Source organism: Aeromicrobium tamlense (genome assembly GCF_013408555.1).
Classification (GTDB): Bacteria; Actinomycetota; Actinomycetes; order Propionibacteriales; family Nocardioidaceae; genus Aeromicrobium; species Aeromicrobium tamlense.
This window is the reverse complement of the sequence record NZ_JACBZN010000001.1, coordinates 2,494,624-2,515,839: the sequence shown is the minus strand read 5'-3', so window position 1 is coordinate 2,515,839 and position 21,216 is coordinate 2,494,624. Positions and strand designations below refer to the sequence as shown.

Sequence of the window (21,216 nt, the reverse complement as noted above, 5' to 3'; positions counted from 1 at the left end):
TTCGTGCTTCGGGGTGCTCAGCTCGGGACGATGATCGCCAGCAGCACCAGCGACGCGCCCAGGAACGACATCCAGACGACGTCGAAGAGCTTGCCGCGCACGCGCAGCATCCCGGTGTGGTCCAGCGGGATCACCAGGCGGAACGCCGCGGCGACCAGGAACGACGCGCCGATGACGACGACGCCGGCGCGCCACGGTCCCGTGGCGACCAGGACCAGGCCCACGGCCACCGCGACGAGGTGCAGCAGGTAGATCCGCGAGCCGTGGCTGCGGGGGAGCTTCACCCCGCGTCCTCGGCCGCGGCCTCGCTGAAGTCGACGACGTTGCTCAGCAGCATCGCGCGGGTCATCGGGCCGACGCCGCCGGGGTTCGGCGTGACCCAGCCGGCGGTCTCCCACACGTCGGGAGCGAGGTCGCCCACGATCTTGCCGTCGTCGTCGCGGCTGACGCCGACGTCGAGCAGGGCGGCCCCGGGCTTGACCATGTCGCCGGTGATGATGCCGGGCACGCCGGCGGCGGCGATGACGATGTCGGCGCGGCGCACCTCGGCCGCGAGGTCCTGCGTGCCGGTGTGGCACAGCGTGACGGTGGCGTTCTCGCTGCGGCGCGTCAGCAGCAGGCCCATCGGGCGGCCCACCGTGATACCGCGGCCGATGACGACGGCGTGCTTGCCGGCGATCTCCACCTCGTGGCGCCGCAGCAGCTCGATGATGCCGCGCGGCGTGCACGGCAGCGGAGCGGGCTTGCCCAGGACGAGCCAGCCGAGGTTGGTCGGGTGCAGGCCGTCGGCGTCCTTCGTCGGGTCGATGCGGCCGATCACGGCGTTCTCGTCGAGACCCTTCGGCAGCGGCAGCTGCACGATGTAGAGGGTGCAGGCCGGGTCGGCGTTGAGCTGGTCGACGGCGGCCTCGACCTCCTCCTGGGTGGCGGTGGCCGGCAGGTCGATGCGGATCGACTCGATGCCGATCTCGGCGCAGTCCTTGTGCTTGGCGCCGACGTACCAGCGGCTGGCCGGGTCGTCGCCGACGAGGATGGTCCCGAGGCCGGGGGTGATGCCGCGGGCGCGGAGGGCGTCGACGCGCTCGCGCAGCTCGGTCTTGATCGTGGCGGCGACGGCCTTGCCGTCGAGGGTCTGGGCGGTCACGGGTCCGAGTCTTTCACGTGCGCCGGCCGGCACGGTCGCCACCTTGGCCCGGGAGGGCGAAGGGGATACTGGGACCGTGCCGACGCGAGGGGGAACGCCGACATGAGCCGCAAGGGTGCGATCGAGCCCGGGGACGACGAGCCGCTGAAGCCGTACTCGCGGCTGCAGGTGGTGAACCGGAGCCTGTTGGGCATCACGCACGCCGGCCACGTCTGGGCCGTCGACTACGACTTCTTCGACTGGGACGACCGGGTGTCGCTCTACCGCGACGGCCGTCGCGCGGCCTCGGCCAAGGCGCCGGCCTCGTTCCCGGTGCCGGGCGGCCGGATCGAGTTCGCCACCACCTTCTACGGCGTGAAGCGCGCGCATCTCGTGCTGGGCACGGGCACCGAGCTCCCGCTGGGCCCGCATCCGAAGACGCTCGAGGCCTGGCGCCAGCGGCTCGCCGAGCGCCGGCCGGCGCTGAGCGCGCTCATGGCCGCGGCCGCGGTGGTCGTGCTCGTGGTGGGTCTCGTGGTGGCTGGGATGAGCCTGCTCGACACCGTCACGGACGTGCCGCAGGTCGCCGACACCCTCGGCTGGACCTTCTCCTCGCCGCTCGCCCTGAGCGGCTCCGCGGCCACGGCGCTGACCGTCGCGGGCGTCCTCGCGATCATCGAGCGAGCGCTGTCGATGCGCCACCACTGGCTGCTCGACGCCGACACCTGGTGGACCGGTTGAGGCCGAACCGCCCCGGTCGGAGGCCGCGGCACCCCTAGACTGCTCGGCATGGCACCGAGGGCTCAACTGTCGCAGGAGCGGAGCCGACAGCGCCGTGAGGCGCTGCTGGAGGCCGCGGTCGACCTCTTCGTCGAGGGTGGCTCACGCGCGGTCACGCACCGCGCGGTGGCCGCTGCGGCCGGCCTGCCGGCCGCCACGACGACCTACTACTTCTCCACGATCGAGGAGCTCCTGCGCGAGGCCCTCAACCACCACATCGAGGCCTGGATCGCGACGATGGAGAGCCTCGCCGACGTCGACGTCCAGGGCATGATGAGCCTGGTCACCGCCGACTCCTCGGTGCACTTCGCCACGAGCATCCTGGCCCTGCGGCCACCCGAGACGGCCACGCGCGAGCTCTCCGTGATCCTGGGCGCCGCCCGCGATCCCGAGCTGCGCGAGACCGCCGTCACCGCCCTGACCACGGGTCAGGACGTGCTGGTGAAGGTGCTGCGACGGGCGGGCATCCCCGATCCCGAGGGCCTGGCCGAGGACATGGTCGCGTTCATCGCCGGCGTCGCGCTGCGGCGCACGGCCGGCGTGAACGAGGAGGACGAGGAGGCCGCGAAGGTCGTCCGCGCGATGCGGAGCATGATCATCGGCCACCTCGTCGACGACGAGACGGGCACGCAGATGCTGATGGACCTGCGCGACAGCGCGATCAGTGGAAGAAGTGACGCGTCCCCGTGACGTACATCGTGACGCCGGCGGCCTCGGCGGCGGCCACCGTCTCGGCATCGCGCACCGAGCCGCCGGGCTGCACGATCGCCTTGACGCCCGCGTCGATGAGGATCTGAGGTCCGTCGGAGAACGGGAAGAACGCGTCCGACGCGGCCACGGCGCCACGGGCGCGCTCCTCGCCCGCCCGCTCCACCGCGAGTCGGCACGAGTCGACGCGGTTGACCTGGCCCATGCCGACGCCCACCGAGGCACCGCCCTTGGCCAGCAGGATCGCGTTCGACTTCACGGCCTTGCACGCGCGCCAGGCGAAGACGAGGTCGGCGAAGGTGTCGGAGTCGACCGGCTCGCCGGCGGCGAGGGTCCAGGTGGTGGGGTCGTCGCCCTCGGCGTCCACGCGGTCGCGCTCCTGCAGCAGCAGGCCGCCGCTGACGGGCCGGAACTCGACCGGCGTCTCGTGCGTGGGGGCGGGGCAGCGCAGGATGCGGATGTTCTTCTTGGCCTGGAGCACCTCGACGGCGCCGTCCTCGTAGTCGGGGGCGACGATGACCTCGGTGAAGACCTCGGCCACCTGCTCGGCCATCGCCACGCTCACGGGGCGGTTGGCCGCGATGACGCCGCCGAAGGCCGAGACCGGGTCGCAGGCGTGGGCGCGGGCGTGGGCCTGCGCGACGTCGGTGCCCACGGCGATGCCGCACGGATTGGCGTGCTTGATGATCGCGACGGCGGGCTTCTCGTGCGCGAACGCGGCGCGGCGGGCGGCGTCGGTGTCGAGGTAGTTGTTGAACGACATCTCCTTGCCGTGCAGCTGCTCGGCACCGGCCAGGCCGGGGTGATCACCGGTGTAGAGCGCGGCGGGCTGGTGCGGGTTCTCGCCGTAGCGCAGCACGGCCGAGCGCTCCCACGTGGCGCCCAGGAAGGCGGGGAACTGCTCGTCGTCGGCGGGTGCGTAGGCCGAGGCGAACCACGAGGCGACGGCGACGTCGTAGGCGGCGGTGTGCGCGAAGGCCCGACCCGCGAGGCGCTTGCGCTGCTCGAGCGTGAAGCCGCCCTGCGCCAGCGCGTCGGTGAGCTCGCCGTAGGCGTCGGGGGAGACCACGACGGCCACGCTCGGGTGATTCTTCGCGGCGGCGCGCACCATGGAGGGGCCGCCGATGTCGATCTGCTCGACGACCTCGTCCGGGGTCGCGCCGGAGGCGACGGTCTCGCGGAACGGGTAGAGGTTCACCACGACGAGGTCGAACGGCTCGACCTCGAGCTGCTCCAGCTGGCGCTGGTGCTCCGGCAGGCGCAGGTCGGCGAGGATGCCGGCGTGCACGCGCGGGTGCAGCGTCTTGACGCGCCCGTCGAGGCACTCGGGGAAGCCGGTGACCTGCTCGACGGGGGTCACGGGGACGCCCGCGGCCTCGATGGTCTTGGCCGTGGAGCCGGTGGAGACGATCGAGACGCCTGCGGCGTGCAGCGCCTGCGCGAGCTCGGCCAGCCCGGTCTTGTCGTAGACCGAGACGAGGGCGCGCTTGATGGGACGGGTGTCGGTCATGACTGTTCCTTCGGGTGGAAGCGGATTCGTCGGCCGTCGATCGAGTGGGGCTCGCGCGCGAGGCGGCCCACCCACTCGACCAGCATGGCTCGCTCGTGGGTCTTGATGCGCTCGTGGAGGGTCTCGACGTCGTCGTCGTCCTCGACCGGCACGGCGACCTGCGCGACGATCGGGCCGGTGTCGACGCCGGCGTCGACGACGAACAGGGTGGCGCCGGTGATCTTCACGCCGTACTCCAGCGCGTCCTGCGGGCCGCGCATGCCGGGGAAGGACGGCGAGAGCGCCGGGTGGGTGTTGACCGTGCGGCCGCCGAAGCGCTCGAGGAACGCCGGGCCCGCGAGCTTCATGAAGCCGGCCAGGACGACCAGGTCGGGCCGGTACGACGCCACCGTCTCGGCGATCGAGGCGTCCCAGGCGGCGCGGTCGGGATGGTCGGAGACCCGCTCGACGAACGTGGGGATGCCGTGCCGCTCGGCGCGGGCGAGGCCCTCGATCCCGTCACGGTCGGCGCCGACGGCGACGACCTGGGCGCCGTAGCCGGGGTCGGCGGCGGCGTCGATCAGTGCCTGCAGGTTGGTACCGGATCCCGACACCAGCACCACGAGCCGGGCGGGCTCAGGACGAGGCTCGGTCACGTGCAGAACGATAGTGGGCGCCGATCGCGCCCAGGGCGCCGCCCGCCGCCAGCAGCGGGACGGCGACCAGCAGTCCCTGCCAGGCGGGGGAGCCCGCGGTCTGCAGCAGTCCCGGGCCCAGGCCGCCGCGCGCGGTCTCGAGCAAGAGGCCGACGATCGCTCCGGCCACGGCTCCGGCGAGCGCGCCGTCGCCGGCCGCGCGGCCCCAGCCACGCTGCTCGGCGGTCGTGCGCGTGTACGTGACGAGGCCGGCTGCGACGCCCGCCGCGAGCGGGACCAGCGTCAGCACGACGACCCAGCCGTCGAAGGGACCGGGGTCGGGCAGCGCGGCCAGCGGCGGGAACCCGGGCACCTGGCCCAGTGCTGAGCCGGCGAGGTCGACGGTGGTGTCCGCGCCGAGCGTGAAGCCGGGTCCGAGGATCACCGCGGTGGTCCACAGCACCAGCGTGGGCAGCGCCAGCAGGCACATGAGGCCGAGCAGGAGAGGGCCGTCCGGGTCGAGCGTGGCCCAGAGGTCGGCGGCGCGGTCGAGGTGCAGCGTGAGCATCACGAAGGTCACGACGGCGGCCCCGCCGAGCAGCCCGATCACGCCGCTGGACGCTCCGTCGGCCACCGGGATCCAGCGGGAGGGCAGGCCCATCCACGCGATGCCGGAACGCCGGGAGGCACCCCACGCCGCGGGCAGTCCGACGACCAGGAACGCGCCGAACGCGGCCCGGACGAACGAGGTGGAGGTGGTCTCGGTGCTGGTGGCGGCCGAGCAGATCCCGGCCAGCACGCCGGCGACTCCGCCCGTCATGGCGCCGAACGCCACGGGGTCGACGATCGGCGTCCGCAGCGCCAGCCGGGTGAGCGCGAGGACGAGGACGACCACCACGATCGTCGCTCCCAGGGGCACCACGTCGATGCGCTCGTCGCCGGTGGTGAGGGTCGCGCCGACGGCCACGAGCCACGCGCGGATCGAGGCCCGGAGCAGGTCGGGAGTGGACGCCGCGAGTGTCGTCGCCGAGGCCGCGGAACCGGCGATCAGGAGGCTGAGGACCGTCGATCCGACGGCCGTGAGGATCGCCGGGCGCCACTGATCGGCAGCACGGGACTCGGTCACCTCACCATCCAACCGGTATCGTGGCGGGGATCGTGACAGCACACGCCGGGGTGGAGAGAAGGAGGAAGGCAGCATGACTCGGGTCGACGAGTTCGACGCCTTCTACGCCTCGACGCAGCGGGTGACGCTGGTCACGACGTATGCGAAGTGCGGTGATCGCGAGGTCGCGCGCGAGGCGACGATCGAGGCGTACCGCCACGCGTGGCGCCAGTGGTCGCGCGTCTCCGCGGCCGATCCGGCGTCGTTCGTACGCGCGGAGGCGTGGAAGGGCACGGCACTCAGCCGCGGCACGCACCCATGGCGCCGCACCCGCACCCACGACACCGATCACGCCCTGCTGGCGCAGCTGGCCGACCTCGACCAGCCCTCGCGCCGGCTGATCAGCCTCATGACGATCGCCGACGTCGACCTCGACGAGGCGGCGCGCGAGGTGGGCGTCGACGACGAGTCCGCGCTCGAGCTCGCGTCGCGCGGGTTCAGCCGCATCGAGGAGGGCCTCGGCGTCACGATCGACGAGGTCGTCGAGCGCATGCGCGCCCTCGCGGTGGTCACCGCCGGGCTCGACCTGCCGTCGGCCGGCGAGGTTCGCCGCTCGGCCACCCGCGGCGCTCGCCGCAACGCGGTCGTGCTCGTCGCCGCCGCGCTCGCCGTGGCGCTGTTCGGCGGCGCGTTCGTGGCGCAGGGCGACGCGATGGCCCGGCAGTCCTCGCTGCCCGACCGCGAGAAGATCGGCGCCGAGTCGCGCGACGTCGTGCTCGACTCGCACAACATCGGCACCGACGATCTGCTCTCCAGTGGCGAGGTCGCGAACCTCAACCCCGATGCCGCCTGGTCGGTCGAGGCCACGGACACCGACCTGGCCAACCAGACCCCGTACGCCACGTGTCCCACCACCCGCTTCGCCGACCCCGACCCGCTCAAGGTCTTCGTGCGCGCCTTCACCGACGACGCGGACGACCGTGTCGCGCAGGCGATCGAGGTCTCGCGCTCGGAGGAGGCGTCCGAGGCCGCGTTCTCGCGCCTCGTCTCCTTCTACGCCGGGTGTGAGCACCCGCGCACGCGCCTCGTCGACGCCTACCGCGTCGAGCGCCCCTTCGGCGACTTCCAGATCCTGCGCCTGCAGTCCTACCGCTCGCCGGCCCGCTTCATCACCGTGGGCCTGGCGCAGTCGGGCACCCTCACCAGCACGCTCGTGCACGAGTCGCCGGGCACCGAGCGCACCGACGTGCGTCAGTTCGCGCGCGTGCTCAACGAGTCGATCAGTCGCGTCTGCGCCGACTCGGGCGGCGACTGCACCGAGCGCTTCACCGTGACCTCGGCGCTGCCGCCGGCCGTGGGCAAGTACCCGTCGTTCCTCGGCGTCGTCGACCTGCCGCCGGTCAAGACGATCGACAGCGTCTGGAGCGCCAGCGCGCCCGCCGCGGTCACGAACCAGAACCCGACCGCCACGGTCTGCGACGACACCACCTTCACCGGCAAGTCCGTCAGCTCGGCCCAGTCGCGCGTCTTCGCGATCCCGGAGGCCGAGGTGCTGCCCGACCAGTTCGCGCTCACGCAGACGGTCGCGCGGATGTCGAGCCCCAAGGCGGCGAAGAAGTTCGTCGACGGGATCGCCAAGCGGATCGACGAGTGCGAGGACGGCGACCTGCCCGCCACCGTCGACGACGAGAAGCGCGTCCGCGGCAGCGGCTTCGCCGGCACCTCGTGGCGCGTCGGTCTCGAGATCGGCAAGGACCGCACCGTCCACTACCGGATGGGCGTCGTTCGCCGCGGGGCCGACGTCACCCAGGTGCTCTTCCCGCCCGCCGGCAAGTACGCCATCTCCGGCGGCGAGTTCCGCGCCGTCCTCAAGCGCGCCGGCGAGCGCCTCGCGTACGTCCCGGAGTGACGGTTTCCCCGGTTACCTGTCACTGACCGGGGTTCGCGATCCCCGGGGAGTGACCGAGAACCCCGGGCGGTCGTCCCGACCTCGACTGAACGAGGTTTCCTGTCACTTCGCGAGGTTCGCAAACCCCGTGAAGTGACAGTTTCCCCGCTTAACCGGGGAAACTGTCACCACGAACGACGACGCCCCCGCGAGCCGAGGCTCGCGGGGGCGTCGTGCTGACGGGTGTCAGAGACCCTGCAGGATCTCCCGCATCAGGGCGGCGGTCTCGGACGGCGTCTTGCCGACCTTGACCCCGGCGGCCTCGAGGGCCTCCTTCTTCGCCTGGGCGGTGCCCGAGGAGCCCGAGACGATGGCGCCGGCGTGGCCCATGGTCTTGCCCTCGGGAGCGGTGAAGCCCGCGACATAGCCGACGACCGGCTTGGTCACGTGCGCCTTGATGTACTCGGCCGCGCGCTCCTCGGCGTCGCCGCCGATCTCGCCGATCATCACGATCGCCTTGGTGTCGGGGTCGTTCTCGAACGCCTCGAGCGCGTCGATGTGCGTCGTGCCGATGACCGGGTCGCCGCCGATGCCGATGGCGGTGGTGAAGCCGAAGTCACGCAGCTCGAACATCATCTGGTAGGTCAGCGTGCCCGACTTGGACACGAGGCCGACCGGGCCGGCGCCCGCGATGGTCGCCGGCGTGATGCCGGCGAGCGCCTGCCCGGGGCTGATGATGCCGGGGCAGTTCGGGCCGATGATGCGGGTCTTCTTGCCCTGGGCGTAGGCCCAGAACTCCGCGGTGTCCTGGACCGGGACGCCCTCGGTGATGACCACGAGCAGGCCGATCTCGGCGTCGATGGCCTCGACGACGGCGTCCTTGGTGAACGCCGGCGGGACGAACGCGACCGACACGTCGGCGCCGGTCTTCTCGATCGCCTCGGCGACCGAGCCGAACACGGGCAGCTCGACGTCGTTGCCGTCGGCGTCGACGTGCGTGACCGTGGTGCCGGCCTTGCGCGCGTTGACGCCACCGACGACGTTCGTGCCGGACTTGAGCATCAGGGCGGTGTGCTTGGTGCCCTCGCCGCCGGTGATGCCCTGGACGATGACCTTGGATTCAGAGGTGAGATAGATCGCCATGTTTCGTCCTTATGCGTTCGCGAGCTCGGCGGCCTTGTCGGCGGCACCGTCCATGGTGTCGACGAGCGTGACCAGCGGGTGGTTCAGTTCGTTCAGGATCGCCCGGCCTTCCTCGACCTTGTTGCCGTCGAGGCGCACGACGAGCGGCTTGGTGGCCTCGTCGCCGAGGATCTCCAGCGCGCCCTTGATGCCGTTCGCGACCGCGTCACACGAGGTGATGCCGCCGAAGACGTTGACGAACACGCTCTTGACCTGCTCGTCGTTCAAGATGACGTCCAGGCCGTCGGCCATGACCTGCGCCGAGGCGCCGCCGCCGATGTCCAGGAAGTTGGCGGGCTTGACGCCGCCGTGGGCCTCACCGGCGTACGCGACCACGTCGAGCGTGCTCATGACGAGCCCGGCGCCGTTGCCGATGATGCCGACCTGGCCGTCGAGCTTGACGTAGTTCAGGCCCTTCGACTTGGCCTTGACCTCGAGCGGGTCGGTGGCGTCGTTGTCCACGAACGCCTCGTGCTCGGGGTGACGGAAGTCGGCGTTCTCGTCGAGCGAGACCTTGCCGTCCAGGGCCTCCAGCTTGTCGCCCTCCAGGCGCGCCAGCGGGTTGACCTCGACGAGCGTGGCGTCCTCCTCGACGAAGACCTTCCAGAGGGCCTGGATCATCTCGACGGCCTGGTCGGCCAGCTCGGCCGGGAACTTCGCGTCGGCGACGATCTCGCGGGCCTTCGCCTCGTCCACGCCGGTGCCGGCGTCGACGGGGATCTGGCGGACGGCCTCGGGGTTGGTCTTGGCGACCTCCTCGATCTCGACGCCGCCCTCGACGCTCGCGATGCACAGGTAGCTGCGGTTCGCGCGGTCGAGCAGGAAGGAGAAGTAGTACTCCTCGACGGGCGGGGTCGCCGGCGTGACGAGCACGCGGTTGACCGTGAGGCCCTTGATCTCCATGCCGAGGATGTTCGAGGCGTGCTCGAAGGCCTCGTCGGCGGTCTTGGCGAGCTTCACGCCGCCCGCCTTGCCGCGGCCTCCGGCCTTGACCTGCGCCTTGATGACGGTCACGCCGCCCATCTGCTCGGCGGCGGCCTTGGCCTCCTCGGCCGTGGTGACCACGGTGCCGAGAGTCGTCGCAACGTTGTGCTTGGCGAAGAGCTCCTTCGCCTGATACTCCATCAGATCCACGGTGACGTCCTTAATGGTGGGATTCGCTGTGGTTCGGCGGGCGCCGTGGACGCGACGTCGCCGAAGCCCTCGCGACTCTACCTGCCGGGAGAGGGGTGCTTCGGCGTGGGTTGCGTAAACGTGAGTTGGAACACGGGGGCCTCCGACGGAGGTGCGGGCATGAGTTTCCTCTGCTATCCGTGTCCGAACCGTGAGTCACTTCGCCAAAGGGTTGGAATCGGACACCGGGGTTCCCCTAGACTCGGCGAGTCCGTTTGCCTGACCCCCGGAGGCTTCACGTATGGCCGAATTCGATCGCTCCCGAGCGAGCGGTCGGTCGACCCCGGATGCACCCGAGGCACCCCGGACCGTCGGCTCCCGGCGCGCCAAGGCGCCGGTGGAGCACGACTCCGACTCGACCGTCGTCATGCAGGGCCTGAGCCCGCAGTCGACCTCGCAGACCTACAGCGTGGGCCGCCGTGCGAAGCAGCCCACCCCGGTGCCCGGCTCGCGTCGCGCGGCCGCTCCCGTCGACCGTAACCCGATTCCCGCCGCCGCGCTCCCCGAGCCGGTGGCCGCCGTCCCGGCCGAGGACACCATCGTGTTCCCCGCGATCGGCGCGATCCCCGAGGGCCGCATCCCCGGCGCGCGTCGTGCACGCCGTGCGGCCGCGGCCACGGGCCGCACCCGGCTGCTCGCCGGCGTCGCCGCCATGGTGATCGCCGCGGTCGGCTCGATCAGCGTCACCTCGCCCGGCCTGCTCGCCGGCGCCGACGCCGCGCTGGCCAAGAACTACGTCGGCGCGAACGCCACGAACGCGGTGGACGTCTCGCGCAGCTACGACCGCGAGCTCGCGATCCAGAAGCCGATGCAGGCCCAGCAGGTCCAGAAGGCGCTCGCGCAGTACAACGCGGCGGCCGCCAAGTCGGCCGAGAAGCGCCAGGACGAGATCACCCGCAACCAGTGGGTCATCCCGGTCGTCGGCTACCGCCTCACCGCCCGCTTCGGCCAGGGCGGCGGCTACTGGAGCAGCGGCCGTCACACCGGCCTGGACTTCGCCGGTCCGTCGGGCTCGACCCTCGTCGCGATCGCGGCTGGCACGGTCACCTCGACCGGCTACGAGGGCGCCTACGGCAACCGCACGATCATCACCCTCGCCGACGGCACCGAGATCTGGTACTGCCACCAGAGCTCGGTCTCGGTCAGCGTGGGCCAGCAGGTCGCCCCCGGTGACGTCATCGGCGCCACCGGCTCCACCGGCAACGTCACCGGCCCGCACCTGCACCTCGAGGTGCACCCGGCCGGCGGCGGCCCCACGGACCCGTACGCGGCGCTCGTCGCGCACGGCGTCACCCCCTGACACCAGTCAGCACCGATCGACACCCGAGAGCCCCCGGCCAGGCCGGGGGCTCTCGTCGTTCACGTCTGGGTGGTCAGAGCTTCTCGAGGGGCGCGTAGCGCAGCAGCAGGCGCTTGACGCCCGCTGATCCGAAGTCGACGCTGGCGACCGAGTTCTGGCCCGTGCCCTCGACCGTGACCACCGTGCCGAGCCCGAAGCTGTCGTGGGTGACCCGATCGCCCGGCGAGAGCGAGACGACCTCGCCCGTGGACTTCTTCTTGGAGCGCGCGGCGACCGTGGAGGTGCGGAACGAGGCCGCGGGGGTGCGCGGCGCCCACTGGGTGGGGGCGCTGGCCTCGCGCTTCCAGTCGATCAGCGTGGGCGGGATCTCCTCGAGGAACCGCGACGCCGGGTTGTACGAGGGGGCGCCCCACGCCGAGCGCACGGTGGCGCGGGTGAGGTAGAGCCGCTCGCGGGCGCGGGTGATGCCCACGTAGGCCAGCCGGCGCTCCTCCTGGAGCTCGGCCGGATCGCCCAGGGACCGCAGGTGCGGGAACACCCCGTCCTCGAGGCCGGTGAGGAACACGACCGGGAACTCCAGACCCTTGGCCGTGTGCAGGGTCATCAGCGTGACGACGCCGTCGTCGGAGTCCGGCACCGAGTCGGCGTCGGCGACGAGCGCGACCTGCTCGAGGAAGGCGTCGAGCGAGCCTGCCGCGAGCACGACGCCGTCGTCGGGCTCCTCGTCCTCGTCGAGGGTGGCGGCCGAGGCGACGAACTCGCGCGCGAAGGCGACGAGCTCGGCGAGGTTCTCCACGCGCGTCTCGTCCTGCGGGTCGGTGCTGTTCTCCAGCACGGTGAGGTAGCCGGACTTCGTCAGGGCGGCCTCGAGCACGGCGTCGGCGGGGGCGCCGGACGCGGCGAGCTCCATCAGCTCGGACAGGACCTGCGCGAACGAGGAGATCGCGGTGCGCGAGCGGGTGGCCAGCTCGTCGATCTCGTCGACGCGGGTCATCGCCTCCCAGAAGCTGACGTCGTGGCGCGAGGCGAAGCGCTCGAGGGCACCCTCGGCCCGGTCGCCGATGCCGCGCTTGGGCTCGTTGAGCACGCGTCGCAGCGACACGGCGTCGCGCGGGTTCACGAGCACGCGCAGGTAGGCCAGCGCGTCCTTGACCTCCTTGCGCTCGTAGAAGCGCACGCCGCCGACGACCCGGTAGGGCAGGCCGACGCGGATGAAGACCTCCTCGAACACACGGCTCTGTGCGTTGGTGCGGTAGAACACCGCCACGTCGCGGGCCGCGGCGATGCCCTGGTCGGAGAGCCGGTCGATCTCGTCGGCGATGAACTGGGCCTCGTCGCGCTCGTCGTCGCCGACGTAGCCCACCAGCAGCTCGCCGTCGCCCTCGGCCGACCACAGCTTCTTGTCCTGGCGCGCCGGATTGCGGCTGATGACGCCATTGGCGGCGGCGAGGATGTTCTGCGTGGAGCGGTAGTTCTGCTCGAGCAGGACGGTGTCGGCGTCGGGGAAGTCGTCCTCGAACTCGAGGATGTTGCGGATCGTGGCGCCGCGGAAGGCGTAGATCGACTGGTCGGAGTCGCCCACCACCATGAGGTCGGAGTCCTCGTCGCACAGCTCCTTGATGAGGCTGTACTGGGCGTGGTTGGTGTCCTGGTACTCGTCGACCAGCACGTGCCGGAAGCGGCGGCGGTACGTCTCGCGGACCTCGGGCCAGGCCTGGAACAGGTGGACCGTGTTCATGATGAGGTCGTCGAAGTCCATCGCATTGGCCGCACGCAGCCGGCGCTGGTACTCGGCGTAGCACTGCGCGTAGGTCTCGTCGGTGCCGTTGGAGGCACGCTTGGCGGCCTCCTCGTGGTCGACGAGCTCGTTCTTGTGGTTCGAGACCCAGTTGAGGACCGCGCGCGGGTTGACCTTCTTGGGGTCGAGGTCGAGGTCCTTGACCACGAGCGTCATGAGCCGGCGCGAGTCGGCGGCGTCGTAGATGCTGAACGACGAGGTGTAGCTGAACTTCTCGGCCTCGCGGCGCAGGATCCGCACGCACGCGGAGTGGAACGTGGAGACCCACATCATCCGGGCGCGGCCGCCCACGAGGTCGGCGACGCGCTCGCGCATCTCGGCGGCGGCCTTGTTGGTGAACGTGATGGCCAGGATGGAGCCGGGGTGGGCGCCGCGAGCCGCGATGAGCCACGCGATGCGGCGGGTGAGCACGCGGGTCTTGCCCGATCCGGCGCCCGCGACCACCAGCAGCGGTCCGCCGGTGTGCGAGACGGCCGTGCGCTGGGCGTCGTTGAGTCCCTCGAGGAGCTCGTCGGAGCGGGCGGTGCGCCGCTTCGGCGAGGGGGCGTCGGGACCGCCCGGGCCGGGACGTGGCGGACGGGCGGAGGGCACGGGGAATGGCAGGGTCATCGCAGGATCCAGCCTAGTCGCGCGCTCCGACAGCGTGGGCGGGAGAGGGCGCGACGCGGGGACGTCCCCGGTGCCGCGCCGCGCTACCGTGTCGGACATGCGCCAGCGCGGAGTCGGGCTCACCGCGGCCGGCTTCGTCATCGCCATGGTGCTGACCGCCGTGCTGGTCCGGGTCGACCCGGCGTCCGAGCTGCCGGGCCTCAGCCAGGCCGCCCCGCGCGAGATCCCGGTCGCGGTCGTCGGACCCGACCCCGACGCCGCCACGATGCGCGACGCCCTCAACGGCCCGAGCGAGCACGCGGTCGCCGCGCGGGTCAGCCCCTCGGAGAAGGCCGCGGAGGCGAGCCTGCGCGACCGCGCCGTCAGCGCGGTCGTCGTGATGGGCGACGGCGCCGACCACGAGCTCTGGGTCGCCAGCGGCGGTGGCACGGCCGAGGCGGAGAAGGTCGAGGAGGTCGTGTCCCGCACGCTGGCGGTCAGCGGGCAGACCGTGCGCGTGGTCGACCGGATCCCGGTCGCCGAGCGCGACCCCCACGGCGTCGGACCGTTCCGCCTCGGCACGGCGTGGGCGATCCTCGGTGTCGCCTTCGCGGCGCTGCTCGGCCTGGTGTTCGGGGCCAGGTCGGCGTCGGCCTCGCTCGTCGTGGTGCGGTTCGCGGGACTCGCGGCCGGCGCCGTCGTCGCCGGTCTGGGCGGTGCGTTCCTGAGCGAGGTCGTCGTGCGCCGGATCGACGCGCCGTTCCTCGCGCTCGCCGGCCTGGGCGCCCTCGTCGTCCTCGGAGTCGGCTCGATGACCTTGGCGCTCATCGCGTGGTTCGGCAGGCTGGGGCTCGCGCTGGCGATCGTCGGACTGGTGATCGGCATCCCCGGCGCGATCGGCGCCTGGCCGCTCACGCCGATGCCGGTGGTGTGGCCCACCCTGCTGGCCTGGCTCCCGCCCGGGGCGGCGACCTGGGCCGTCCGCGGCCTGGCCTACTTCGACGGTGTCGACGTCGAGCGGGTCCTGCTGATGATGATGCTCTGGACGATGATCGGCCTCACCGCGACCTCGGTGGCGGCCACGGCGGTCGAGCCGCGGCGGGCCCTGCGCGACCTGCACCCGTCGCTGCGCGCCCATCCCGTCGGGGCCACGATCGGCGCGTTCGTCCTCACCGGCATCCTCGTCGTGACGCCCGCGCTGCCCGCGTTCACCGCGACCGACCTCGACCCTCCGGTCACCGTCACGTGCCAGACGACCCGGACGCCGACGAACGTCAAGGAGCTCAACGAGCGCATCGAGACCGTGAGCGACGTCGACGGCTTCGTCGGCGGCGACGTGGGGGCGAGCACGTTCCTGGCCGACGGACGCGGGCTGTTCGTCTTCGGCGACACGATCCGGCGGACGGACTACTCGAGCCGCACGATGGTGCGGAACTCGATGCTGATCTTCGACAAGACGTGCGCGGGCCTGGTGCAGCGCCGCGACCGCGACGCCGTGATCCCGGACCGCGCCGACGGGGTCGGCTACTGGCCGATGTCCGTGGCGGCGGTCGACCTCGGGCGCGACCTCGTCGGGGTCATGGCGCAGCGGGTCGAGCAGACCGGCGACGACCTCTTCGGGTTCCGGAACCTGGGGCCCGCCGTGGCGATCTTCCAGGTCGAGCCGGGCCGGGCGCCGGTGCTCCAGCGAGTCGTCGACCTGGGCGAGGACGACCCCGACACGAGCCGGCCCGTGTGGGGCGCGGCCGCCACGGTCGTCGGCGACTCCGTCTACCTCTACGGCACCAGCCGCACGAGCGACGGCGGCTTCGGGTGGGCGGTGTCGGTCGCGAAGACCAGGCTGGTGGACGTGACCGACCAGTCGAAGTGGCGCTACTGGGACGGCGAGCGGTGGCAGCGCGACGCGAAGCAGGCCGCGCAGCTGATCGGCCAGGACGGCGGGGTGTCGCAGACCTTCTCGGTGTTCCGCGAGGGCAAGCGCTGGTACGCCCTGAGCAAGCGCGCGGACTTCGTCGGCACCGACCTGGTGGTCTGGACCGCGCCGGGTCCCACCGGACCGTTCACTCCCGCGCCTCCGGTGGCGAAGATCCCCTCGACGGCATCGGAGCTGCGCTACATGCCGCTCGCGCACCCGCAGCTGTTCCCCGAGAAGGGCACGATGGTCGTCTCGGTCAGCCGTAACACCAAGGACGGCGACGTCCAGGCCGACCCGAGCCTCTACCGCCCCGAGTTCCTGCGGATCACGCTGCCCTGAGGCGTTTCAGCGCTTCTCGCAGGCGATCCTGTCCTTGTCGCGGTCCTTGCCCTTGTTGGCCTGGTAGAGCGCCTTGCTGCGCTTGAAGTTGGTGACCGGCTTGCCCGAGGTCTTGTCCTTCGCGCCGGGCATGCCCACGCCGTGCGGGTACTTCTTGTTGAGGGCCTTGCAGTTCTTGAACTTCGGGGCCGACTCGGCCGGCGCGGATGCCAGCACGAGGGAGCTCGTCATCATGACGGCGATCAGGATCTTGCGCACGTTCGCTCCTTCTCCGGGGGGAACGTCCACCGTACGAAGGCACGGCGATCCTGTCCGGCGAATCGGTCACGTCAGTCCTACGCGCCGGACCCCCCTCCACTTCTGGAACGGGATGAACCTTCCTCGTGCCCGAAAGCGTGCATCCCGCTCCAAAAGTGGGGGAGGGGCGCGCGAGGTCAGATGAGGCGGCGGTCGTTGGCCCAGCGGGTCAGCTCGTGGCGGCTGGAGAGCTGGAGCTTGCGCAGCACGCTCGAGACGTGGGTCTCGACGGTCTTGACGGAGATGAACAGCTCCTTCGCGACCTCCTTGTACGCGTAGCCGCGCGCGATGAGCCGCATGACCTCGCGCTCGCGCTCGGTGAGGCGGTCGAGGTCCTCGTCGACCTGCGCGACGGCGATCGTGCCGGCGAACGCGTCGAGGACGAACCCGGCCAGGCGCGGGCTGAACACGGCGTCGCCGCCGGCGACGCGGTCGATCGCGTCGAGCAGCTCGGGCGCCGAGATGTTCTTGGTGACGTAGCCCCGCGCACCGGCGCGGATCACGCCGATGACGTCCTCGGCGGCGTCGCTGACCGACAGCGCCAGGAACGTGGTGGACGCGCCCGCGCGCCGGATGACCTCGGGGCCGCCGCCGCCCGGCAGGTGCACGTCGAGCAGCACGACGTCGGGACGCAGGTCCGAGATCGCGGCGACGGCGGTGTCGACGTCCTCGGCCTCGCCGACGACCTCGACGCGCCCGCTGCCGAGCCGTTCGAGCTCGGCACGGACGCCGGTGCGGAACATCGCGTGGTCGTCGACGACCAGCACGGACAGGACGGTCATGCGCTCTCCTTGTCGCCGGGCGAGACCGGCATGGTGAGGGCGACCTCGGTGCCGTCCTCGGGGGTGCTGCGGACGCGCGCCGTGCCGCCGTGGCGCTCGGCGCGGCCGATGATCGAGTTCTTCACGCCGAGCCGGTCGGCGGGGACCGCGTCGGGGTCGAAGCCGGTGCCGCGGTCGCGGACGAAGACCTCCATCCGGTCGCCCGAGCCGTTCGCGACGCGCTCGGCGTAGACGTCGACCCGGCTCGCGCCGGAGTGCTTCGCGGCGTTCACCACGGCCTCGCCGGTGGCGGCGAGCAGGGCACGGAGGCCGTCGTCGGGCGCGGCGTCGCCGACCGTGACGACCTCCACCGGGACGCGGTGGTTGGCCTCGACCTCGGCGGCGAGGTCGCGCAGGGCGGTGGCGAAGGTGGCGGTGTCGTCCTGGCGGCCGTAGAGCCAGTCGCGCAGCTCGCGCTCCTGGCGGCGGGCCAGGGTGGCCACGGTGGCGGGGTCGTCGGCGTTCTTCTGCAGCAGGGCCAGCGTCTGGAGCACGGAGTCGTGCAGGTGGGCGGCCACGTCGGCGCGCTCCTGCGAGCGGATGCGCTCGCGCCGCTCGGTGCCGAGGTCGGTCCAGAGGCCCAGGATCCACGGCCCGAGGATCAGGCTCAGGCCCACCACGGCGATGGCGAGCGCGGCGAAGAAGTCCACGGCGGCCGACCAGCCGCGGTTGACGGTGAGGATGTAGATCGCGCCGAGGCCGATGAACGCCAGGCCCACGAGCAGCCGCATCGCGAACGCGGGCCCCTCGGTCTGCCGCAGCCACGAGTTCCACGCGGCGTCGTCGAACATCCGCCACACCACCGCGATGCCCGTGACCACCAGCAGCAGCGGCAGCATCCAGCCCTCGAGCCAGCCGCCGCCGAGCGCGATGAGGCCCAGGACGCCCAGCCCCACGGCGCCGATCGCGGCACTCTGCACGACGTCGCGGCGGGACGGTCCGCGCGAGCCCGTGCGCAGGCCGCGACGGCGCGCGGACTCGAGGCCGGGGGAGCCGTCCACGGGGGCCTGCAGCGGTAGGAACCACCACAGCAGCAGGTAGGCCAGCAGTCCGGTGCCGTGCACGAACGTGGCCAGGACGAAGCCCACCCGCACCCACACCACGGGCAGCCGCAGGTGCTCGGCCAGACCGGCGCTGACGCCGGCGACGACGCGCGCGTCCACCGGCCGGTAGGCCCGGCGGAACCCGTCGGCCGAGCGGCGGGTGCCGCCGGCGGCGTCGGGGGCAGCGGTCGTCATGGGACCACCCTCACACGCGGGCGCGCGCAGGCGCCATCAGGTGCGACCCCGGTCCGTGCCGACGCCGCCTCGGGGGAGGACCAGGGGTTCACCCGATGGTGGCGGACCCCGACCCCCGGGCAGGCTGGAGCCATGACCACACCGACCTCCGGCTCGCAGCTCGATGCGATGCGGCGCACCACGGGAGACAAGCTGCTCGGCGGCGTCTCCGGCGGCATCGCCCGCGCACTCGACATCGACCCCGTCATCGTGCGGATCGGCTTCGTCGTCCTGACCGTCGCCGGGTTCGCCGGTCCGATCCTCTACGTCGCCTGCTGGCTGCTCATCCCCGCCGAGGGGTCCGAGCGCAGCGTCCTGGCCGAGGCCTTCGACCTCAAGTCCGACTCCCAGCTGCGCACCGTCGGCCTGATCGTCGCCGGCGTCCTCGCGCTGGCCGCCGTCCTCGGCGACACCGCCTGGGGCGTCGGCGGCTGGTTCTGGTGGCCGATGTGGGCGCTGTTCTGGATCGCGCTGCCGTTCGGGTTCCTCTACTGGCTGTTCGTGGTCAGGAACCGCACCCGCACCACCCCGCCGCCGGCCTACGCGCCACCCCCGCCCTACCGGCCCGACGCGTTCACCGCCCAGGCCCCCACCGATCCCACCCCCGCCTTCTCGACAGGAGACGACGTCATGACCACCCCCGTGTCCACGGGCGACCCGGCGCTCGCGCAGGGCGCTGACGAGCCGACGACGGTGCTCCACGAGCCCGGTCCGCCCGCCCCGCCGCCCGGTGCGCCGCCGGCCTCCGTCCTGCCCCCGCGTCCGCCGCGCGAGCGCTGGTCGCCCGCCCTGCTGCTGCTGACCCTCTCGGCGATCCTCGTCGCCCTGGGCGGCCTGGGCCTCTGGTCCATCGCGCAGGAGCCGGTCGACGCCGCGATCTACCCGGCCGTCGCCCTCGGCATCGTCACGATCGGCCTGCTGGTCGGCTCGAGGATCGGCCACCCCGGCGCCCTGGTGCCGCTGGGCGTCCTGATCCTGCCCGTGCTGGCGGTCGCCTCGGTGACCCCGAACCTCTCGGCCGGCGACATCGACCTGCGGCCCGTCACGGCCGCCGCGGTCGCCGAGCCCATCGAGCAGGGCTTCGGCCGGGTGCGGGTCGACCTCACCGCGATCCAGGACCTCGAGAGCCTCTCCGGCCGTACGCTGGAGATCGACAACGGCATGGGAGAGACGACCGTGATCGTGCCCGAGGGACTCGACGTCGACGTCGAGACGTCCCTGTCCGCCGGCGGTCGGATCGAGGTCTTCGGCCGCGTGTCCGACGGCCAGCGCCCCTCGATCGACTGGCCCTCCGACGCCCCCGGGGCCTATCGCATCGTCATCACCGGCACGGCGGGCGAGATCGAGGTGACTCGACGATGAACACCCATCCGCTGCGCTGGGACGCGCTCGTCTTCGGCGTCCTGTTCGCACTCGTCCTCGTGGGCTGGGCCCTGCTGACCTACGACCTCGCGAGCGTCGACGGCCTGGCCGTCGCCGGACTCGTCACCCTCATCGTCGCCGGACTCGCCGGCATCGCCCTCACCCTCAGGAGGACCTCATGAACCCGAACCAGGGCCCCAAGAAGCTCGCCCGCAGCACCACCGACAAGTGGCTCGGCGGCGTGTGCGGAGGACTGGCCGAGTACACCGGCGTGGACGCCACGCTCATCCGCATCATCACGATCGTGCTGGTCGTGGTGGGCGTGGGCACGACGCTGCTGGTCTACCTCGCGGCGTGGCTGCTCATGCCCCAGGCGCAGGCGCCCGACGTGTGGGGCCCGCCGACGACAGATGGGCCGAGCGCGCCGCCACCGCCGTCCGTGTGAAGTCCGAGAACACCCCGTCGACCCCGGCGGCGTAGAAGGCCAGCAGCTCGGCCGTCGCGTCGCCGGGGTCGGCCTCGTCCTGGCTCGTGCGCCACTGCACGGGGAGGAAGTTGTTCTCGTTGCGCATCGTCCAGATGTGGACGAACAGGCCGACCTCGTGGGCGTCGCGGACGAGGCCGGTCTCGCCGAGCAGGTTCTGGTGGCGGTCGCGGGCGATGACGAGGCTCTTGTTCGGGCCGATGCCCTGGGCGTACTCGGCGATCTTCGCCAGCTCCTCAGGGCGCGTCAGCGCCGCGTAGTCGCGGGGGTCGTACGTGGCGACGAGGTCGTAGGGACCGCCCTTGCGCTCCATCAGCTGCACGAGGGGCAGCGGGGTGCGGTCACGCAGCGCCTTGAGGTTGGCGGTCTCCATCGACTGGATGACCACCTTCGCGCCCTTGCGGTTGAGGCCACGGCGGTCGAGGACCTCGAGCAGCCGGTCGTTGAGGTCGAGTCCGAGCCCGCGGAAGTAGGTGGGGTGCTTCGTCTCGACGTAGACGCCGATCGGGTCGGCGCCCGCGCCGCGTCGGGTGTTCTCGGCCTCCGCGATGTCGATGACCTCGTCGAGGGTGAGGATCGGCTCGGTCCCCTCGAGGGCGAGATTCTGCGGTCGCAGCTGCGGCAGGCGCTCGCGAGTGCGCAGCGTCCTGATCTCCTCGAGCGTGAAGTCCTCGGTGAACCAGCCGGTCAGCGGAACGCCGTCGATGAACTTCGTGGTGCGCAGGTGGGCGAACTCGGGTCGCGAGGCGACGTCGGTGGTGCCGCCGATCTCGTTCTCGTGCCGCACGACGAGGGCACCGTCCTTCGTGGCCACGACGTCGGGCTCGATGTAGTCGGCGCCCTCCTCGATCCCCAGCAGGTACGAGGGCCGGGTGTGCTCCAGGCGTGATCCGGGAACGCCGCGGTGGGCGATGACGACGGGCGCGTCGACGAGCGAGGCGGTCATCCGGTC

The 21,216-nt window shown here is 72.1% G+C and carries 20 protein-coding genes; 8 read left to right on the top strand and 12 right to left on the bottom strand.

The features are described from left to right. Positions 1-17: 17 nt before the first annotated feature. Together BJ975_RS12445 and BJ975_RS12440 are read right to left on the bottom strand one after the other, a co-directional pair. Positions 18-284: a DUF3017 domain-containing protein gene (locus tag BJ975_RS12445; protein WP_179426360.1), complete on the bottom strand. Its 267-nt coding sequence runs from the start codon at positions 282-284 to the stop codon at positions 18-20. After that, entirely contained in the window at positions 281-1,144 is an 864-nt protein-coding gene (locus tag BJ975_RS12440; protein WP_179426358.1) for a bifunctional methylenetetrahydrofolate dehydrogenase/methenyltetrahydrofolate cyclohydrolase, read from the bottom strand. The genes BJ975_RS12445 and BJ975_RS12440 overlap by 4 nt, the downstream gene beginning before the upstream one ends. 102 nt (positions 1,145-1,246) lie before the next feature. Here BJ975_RS12440 and BJ975_RS12435 point away from each other — a divergent pair, with 102 nt between their 5' ends. Continuing rightward, positions 1,247-1,864 carry a hypothetical protein gene (locus BJ975_RS12435; protein WP_179426356.1) on the top strand — a complete coding sequence of 206 codons (618 nt, stop codon included), beginning with the start codon at positions 1,247-1,249 and terminating at the stop codon, positions 1,862-1,864. Between the two features lie 48 nt (positions 1,865-1,912). Beyond that, entirely contained in the window at positions 1,913-2,593 is a 681-nt protein-coding gene (locus tag BJ975_RS12430) for a TetR/AcrR family transcriptional regulator (RefSeq protein ID WP_179426354.1), read from the top strand. Here BJ975_RS12430 and purH read toward each other — a convergent pair. The 3 genes from purH to BJ975_RS12415 are packed head-to-tail and all read right to left on the bottom strand — an operon-like array spanning position 2,565 to position 5,861. Then, positions 2,565-4,121 carry a bifunctional phosphoribosylaminoimidazolecarboxamide formyltransferase/IMP cyclohydrolase gene (gene purH, locus BJ975_RS12425; protein ID WP_179426352.1) on the bottom strand — a complete coding sequence of 519 codons (1,557 nt, stop codon included), beginning with the start codon at positions 4,119-4,121 and terminating at the stop codon, positions 2,565-2,567. The genes BJ975_RS12430 and purH overlap by 29 nt on opposite strands. Then, positions 4,118-4,762, bottom strand: coding sequence for a phosphoribosylglycinamide formyltransferase (gene purN / locus BJ975_RS12420; protein WP_218846786.1), 645 nt, complete (start codon positions 4,760-4,762; stop codon positions 4,118-4,120). The genes purH and purN overlap by 4 nt, the downstream gene beginning before the upstream one ends. Next, a complete protein-coding gene (locus tag BJ975_RS12415; protein WP_179426348.1) occupies positions 4,737-5,861 on the bottom strand; it encodes a cell division protein PerM in 1,125 nt (374 codons plus the stop codon). Before BJ975_RS12415 ends, purN begins: the two co-directional genes overlap by 26 nt. Before the next feature lie 73 nt (positions 5,862-5,934). Here BJ975_RS12415 and BJ975_RS12410 point away from each other — a divergent pair, with 73 nt between their 5' ends. Continuing rightward, positions 5,935-7,749 carry a SigE family RNA polymerase sigma factor gene (locus tag BJ975_RS12410; RefSeq protein WP_179426346.1) on the top strand — a complete coding sequence of 605 codons (1,815 nt, stop codon included), beginning with the start codon at positions 5,935-5,937 and terminating at the stop codon, positions 7,747-7,749. Positions 7,750-7,974: 225 nt separating this feature from the next. Here BJ975_RS12410 and sucD read toward each other — a convergent pair whose 3' ends face one another. Together sucD and sucC are read right to left on the bottom strand one after the other, a co-directional pair. Next, positions 7,975-8,871, bottom strand: a complete 897-nt coding sequence (sucD, locus tag BJ975_RS12405) for a succinate--CoA ligase subunit alpha (RefSeq protein WP_179426344.1) — start codon at positions 8,869-8,871, stop codon at positions 7,975-7,977. 9 nt (positions 8,872-8,880) lie between these two features. Further along, positions 8,881-10,044 (bottom strand): ADP-forming succinate--CoA ligase subunit beta, encoded by a 1,164-nt coding sequence (sucC, locus tag BJ975_RS12400; RefSeq protein ID WP_179426342.1) that lies wholly within the window; start codon positions 10,042-10,044, stop codon positions 8,881-8,883. 376 nt (positions 10,045-10,420) lie between these two features. Between sucC and BJ975_RS17145 the strand changes: the two genes are divergently transcribed. Further along, entirely contained in the window at positions 10,421-11,383 is a 963-nt protein-coding gene (locus BJ975_RS17145; protein ID WP_218845888.1) for a M23 family metallopeptidase, read from the top strand. Positions 11,384-11,456: 73 nt separating this feature from the next. Here the strand turns inward: BJ975_RS17145 and pcrA are convergent, their stop codons facing one another. Next, the gene (pcrA, locus tag BJ975_RS12390; protein ID WP_179426340.1) at positions 11,457-13,790 is read right to left on the bottom strand and encodes a DNA helicase PcrA; all 2,334 of its coding nucleotides are present in this window, start codon (positions 13,788-13,790) and stop codon (positions 11,457-11,459) included. Positions 13,791-13,887: 97 nt separating this feature from the next. On the opposite strand from pcrA, the gene BJ975_RS12385 reads away from it, so the two are divergent. Next, positions 13,888-16,023 carry a DUF4185 domain-containing protein gene (locus tag BJ975_RS12385; RefSeq protein ID WP_179426338.1) on the top strand — a complete coding sequence of 712 codons (2,136 nt, stop codon included), beginning with the start codon at positions 13,888-13,890 and terminating at the stop codon, positions 16,021-16,023. 6 nt (positions 16,024-16,029) lie between these two features. Here the strand turns inward: BJ975_RS12385 and BJ975_RS16995 are convergent, their stop codons facing one another. From BJ975_RS16995 to BJ975_RS12370, 3 genes are all read right to left on the bottom strand, one after another. Continuing rightward, positions 16,030-16,281 carry an excalibur calcium-binding domain-containing protein gene (locus BJ975_RS16995; RefSeq protein WP_218845886.1) on the bottom strand — a complete coding sequence of 84 codons (252 nt, stop codon included), beginning with the start codon at positions 16,279-16,281 and terminating at the stop codon, positions 16,030-16,032. A 176-nt stretch (positions 16,282-16,457) separates the two neighbouring features. Next, complete coding sequence (locus BJ975_RS12375) at positions 16,458-17,102, bottom strand: LuxR C-terminal-related transcriptional regulator (protein WP_179426336.1); 645 nt, start codon at positions 17,100-17,102, stop codon at positions 16,458-16,460. After that, a complete protein-coding gene (locus BJ975_RS12370; protein WP_179426334.1) occupies positions 17,099-18,379 on the bottom strand; it encodes an ATP-binding protein in 1,281 nt (426 codons plus the stop codon). Before BJ975_RS12370 ends, BJ975_RS12375 begins: the two co-directional genes overlap by 4 nt. Before the next feature lie 132 nt (positions 18,380-18,511). On the opposite strand from BJ975_RS12370, the gene BJ975_RS12365 reads away from it, so the two are divergent. Genes BJ975_RS12365 through BJ975_RS12355 form a run of 3 tightly spaced genes read left to right on the top strand, consistent with a single transcriptional unit; the run spans position 18,512 to position 20,225 of the window. Next, a complete protein-coding gene (locus BJ975_RS12365) occupies positions 18,512-19,780 on the top strand; it encodes a PspC domain-containing protein (protein ID WP_179426332.1) in 1,269 nt (422 codons plus the stop codon). Further along, a complete protein-coding gene (locus BJ975_RS12360; protein ID WP_179426330.1) occupies positions 19,777-19,962 on the top strand; it encodes a hypothetical protein in 186 nt (61 codons plus the stop codon). The genes BJ975_RS12365 and BJ975_RS12360 overlap by 4 nt, the downstream gene beginning before the upstream one ends. Then, entirely contained in the window at positions 19,959-20,225 is a 267-nt protein-coding gene (locus BJ975_RS12355; protein ID WP_179426328.1) for a PspC domain-containing protein, read from the top strand. The genes BJ975_RS12360 and BJ975_RS12355 overlap by 4 nt, the downstream gene beginning before the upstream one ends. Here BJ975_RS12355 and BJ975_RS12350 read toward each other — a convergent pair. Next, on the bottom strand, positions 20,143-21,210 hold the full coding sequence (locus BJ975_RS12350) for a glycerophosphodiester phosphodiesterase (protein ID WP_179426326.1): 1,068 nt from the start codon (positions 21,208-21,210) through the stop codon (positions 20,143-20,145). The genes BJ975_RS12355 and BJ975_RS12350 overlap by 83 nt on opposite strands. Between the last annotated feature and the right edge of the window lie 6 nt (positions 21,211-21,216).

Excerpts from the sequence above, each read along its gene's own strand:
- pcrA (WP_179426340.1), bottom strand. The coding sequence starts at position 13,790 with ATGACCCTGCCATTCCCCGTGCCCTCCGCCCGTCCGCCACGTCCCGGC.
- purH (WP_179426352.1), bottom strand. The coding sequence starts at position 4,121 with ATGACCGACACCCGTCCCATCAAGCGCGCCCTCGTCTCGGTCTACGAC.
- BJ975_RS12385 (WP_179426338.1), top strand. The coding sequence starts at position 13,888 with ATGCGCCAGCGCGGAGTCGGGCTCACCGCGGCCGGCTTCGTCATCGCC.
- BJ975_RS12360 (WP_179426330.1), top strand. The coding sequence starts at position 19,777 with ATGAACACCCATCCGCTGCGCTGGGACGCGCTCGTCTTCGGCGTCCTG.
- BJ975_RS12375 (WP_179426336.1), bottom strand. The coding sequence starts at position 17,102 with ATGACCGTCCTGTCCGTGCTGGTCGTCGACGACCACGCGATGTTCCGC.
- BJ975_RS12410 (WP_179426346.1), top strand. The coding sequence starts at position 5,935 with ATGACTCGGGTCGACGAGTTCGACGCCTTCTACGCCTCGACGCAGCGG.
- BJ975_RS12435 (WP_179426356.1), top strand. The coding sequence starts at position 1,247 with ATGAGCCGCAAGGGTGCGATCGAGCCCGGGGACGACGAGCCGCTGAAG.
- BJ975_RS12370 (WP_179426334.1), bottom strand. The coding sequence starts at position 18,379 with ATGACGACCGCTGCCCCCGACGCCGCCGGCGGCACCCGCCGCTCGGCC.
- BJ975_RS12355 (WP_179426328.1), top strand. The coding sequence starts at position 19,959 with ATGAACCCGAACCAGGGCCCCAAGAAGCTCGCCCGCAGCACCACCGAC.
- BJ975_RS12365 (WP_179426332.1), top strand. The coding sequence starts at position 18,512 with ATGACCACACCGACCTCCGGCTCGCAGCTCGATGCGATGCGGCGCACC.
- BJ975_RS12350 (WP_179426326.1), bottom strand. The coding sequence starts at position 21,210 with ATGACCGCCTCGCTCGTCGACGCGCCCGTCGTCATCGCCCACCGCGGC.
- BJ975_RS12430 (WP_179426354.1), top strand. The coding sequence starts at position 1,913 with ATGGCACCGAGGGCTCAACTGTCGCAGGAGCGGAGCCGACAGCGCCGT.
- sucD (WP_179426344.1), bottom strand. The coding sequence starts at position 8,871 with ATGGCGATCTATCTCACCTCTGAATCCAAGGTCATCGTCCAGGGCATC.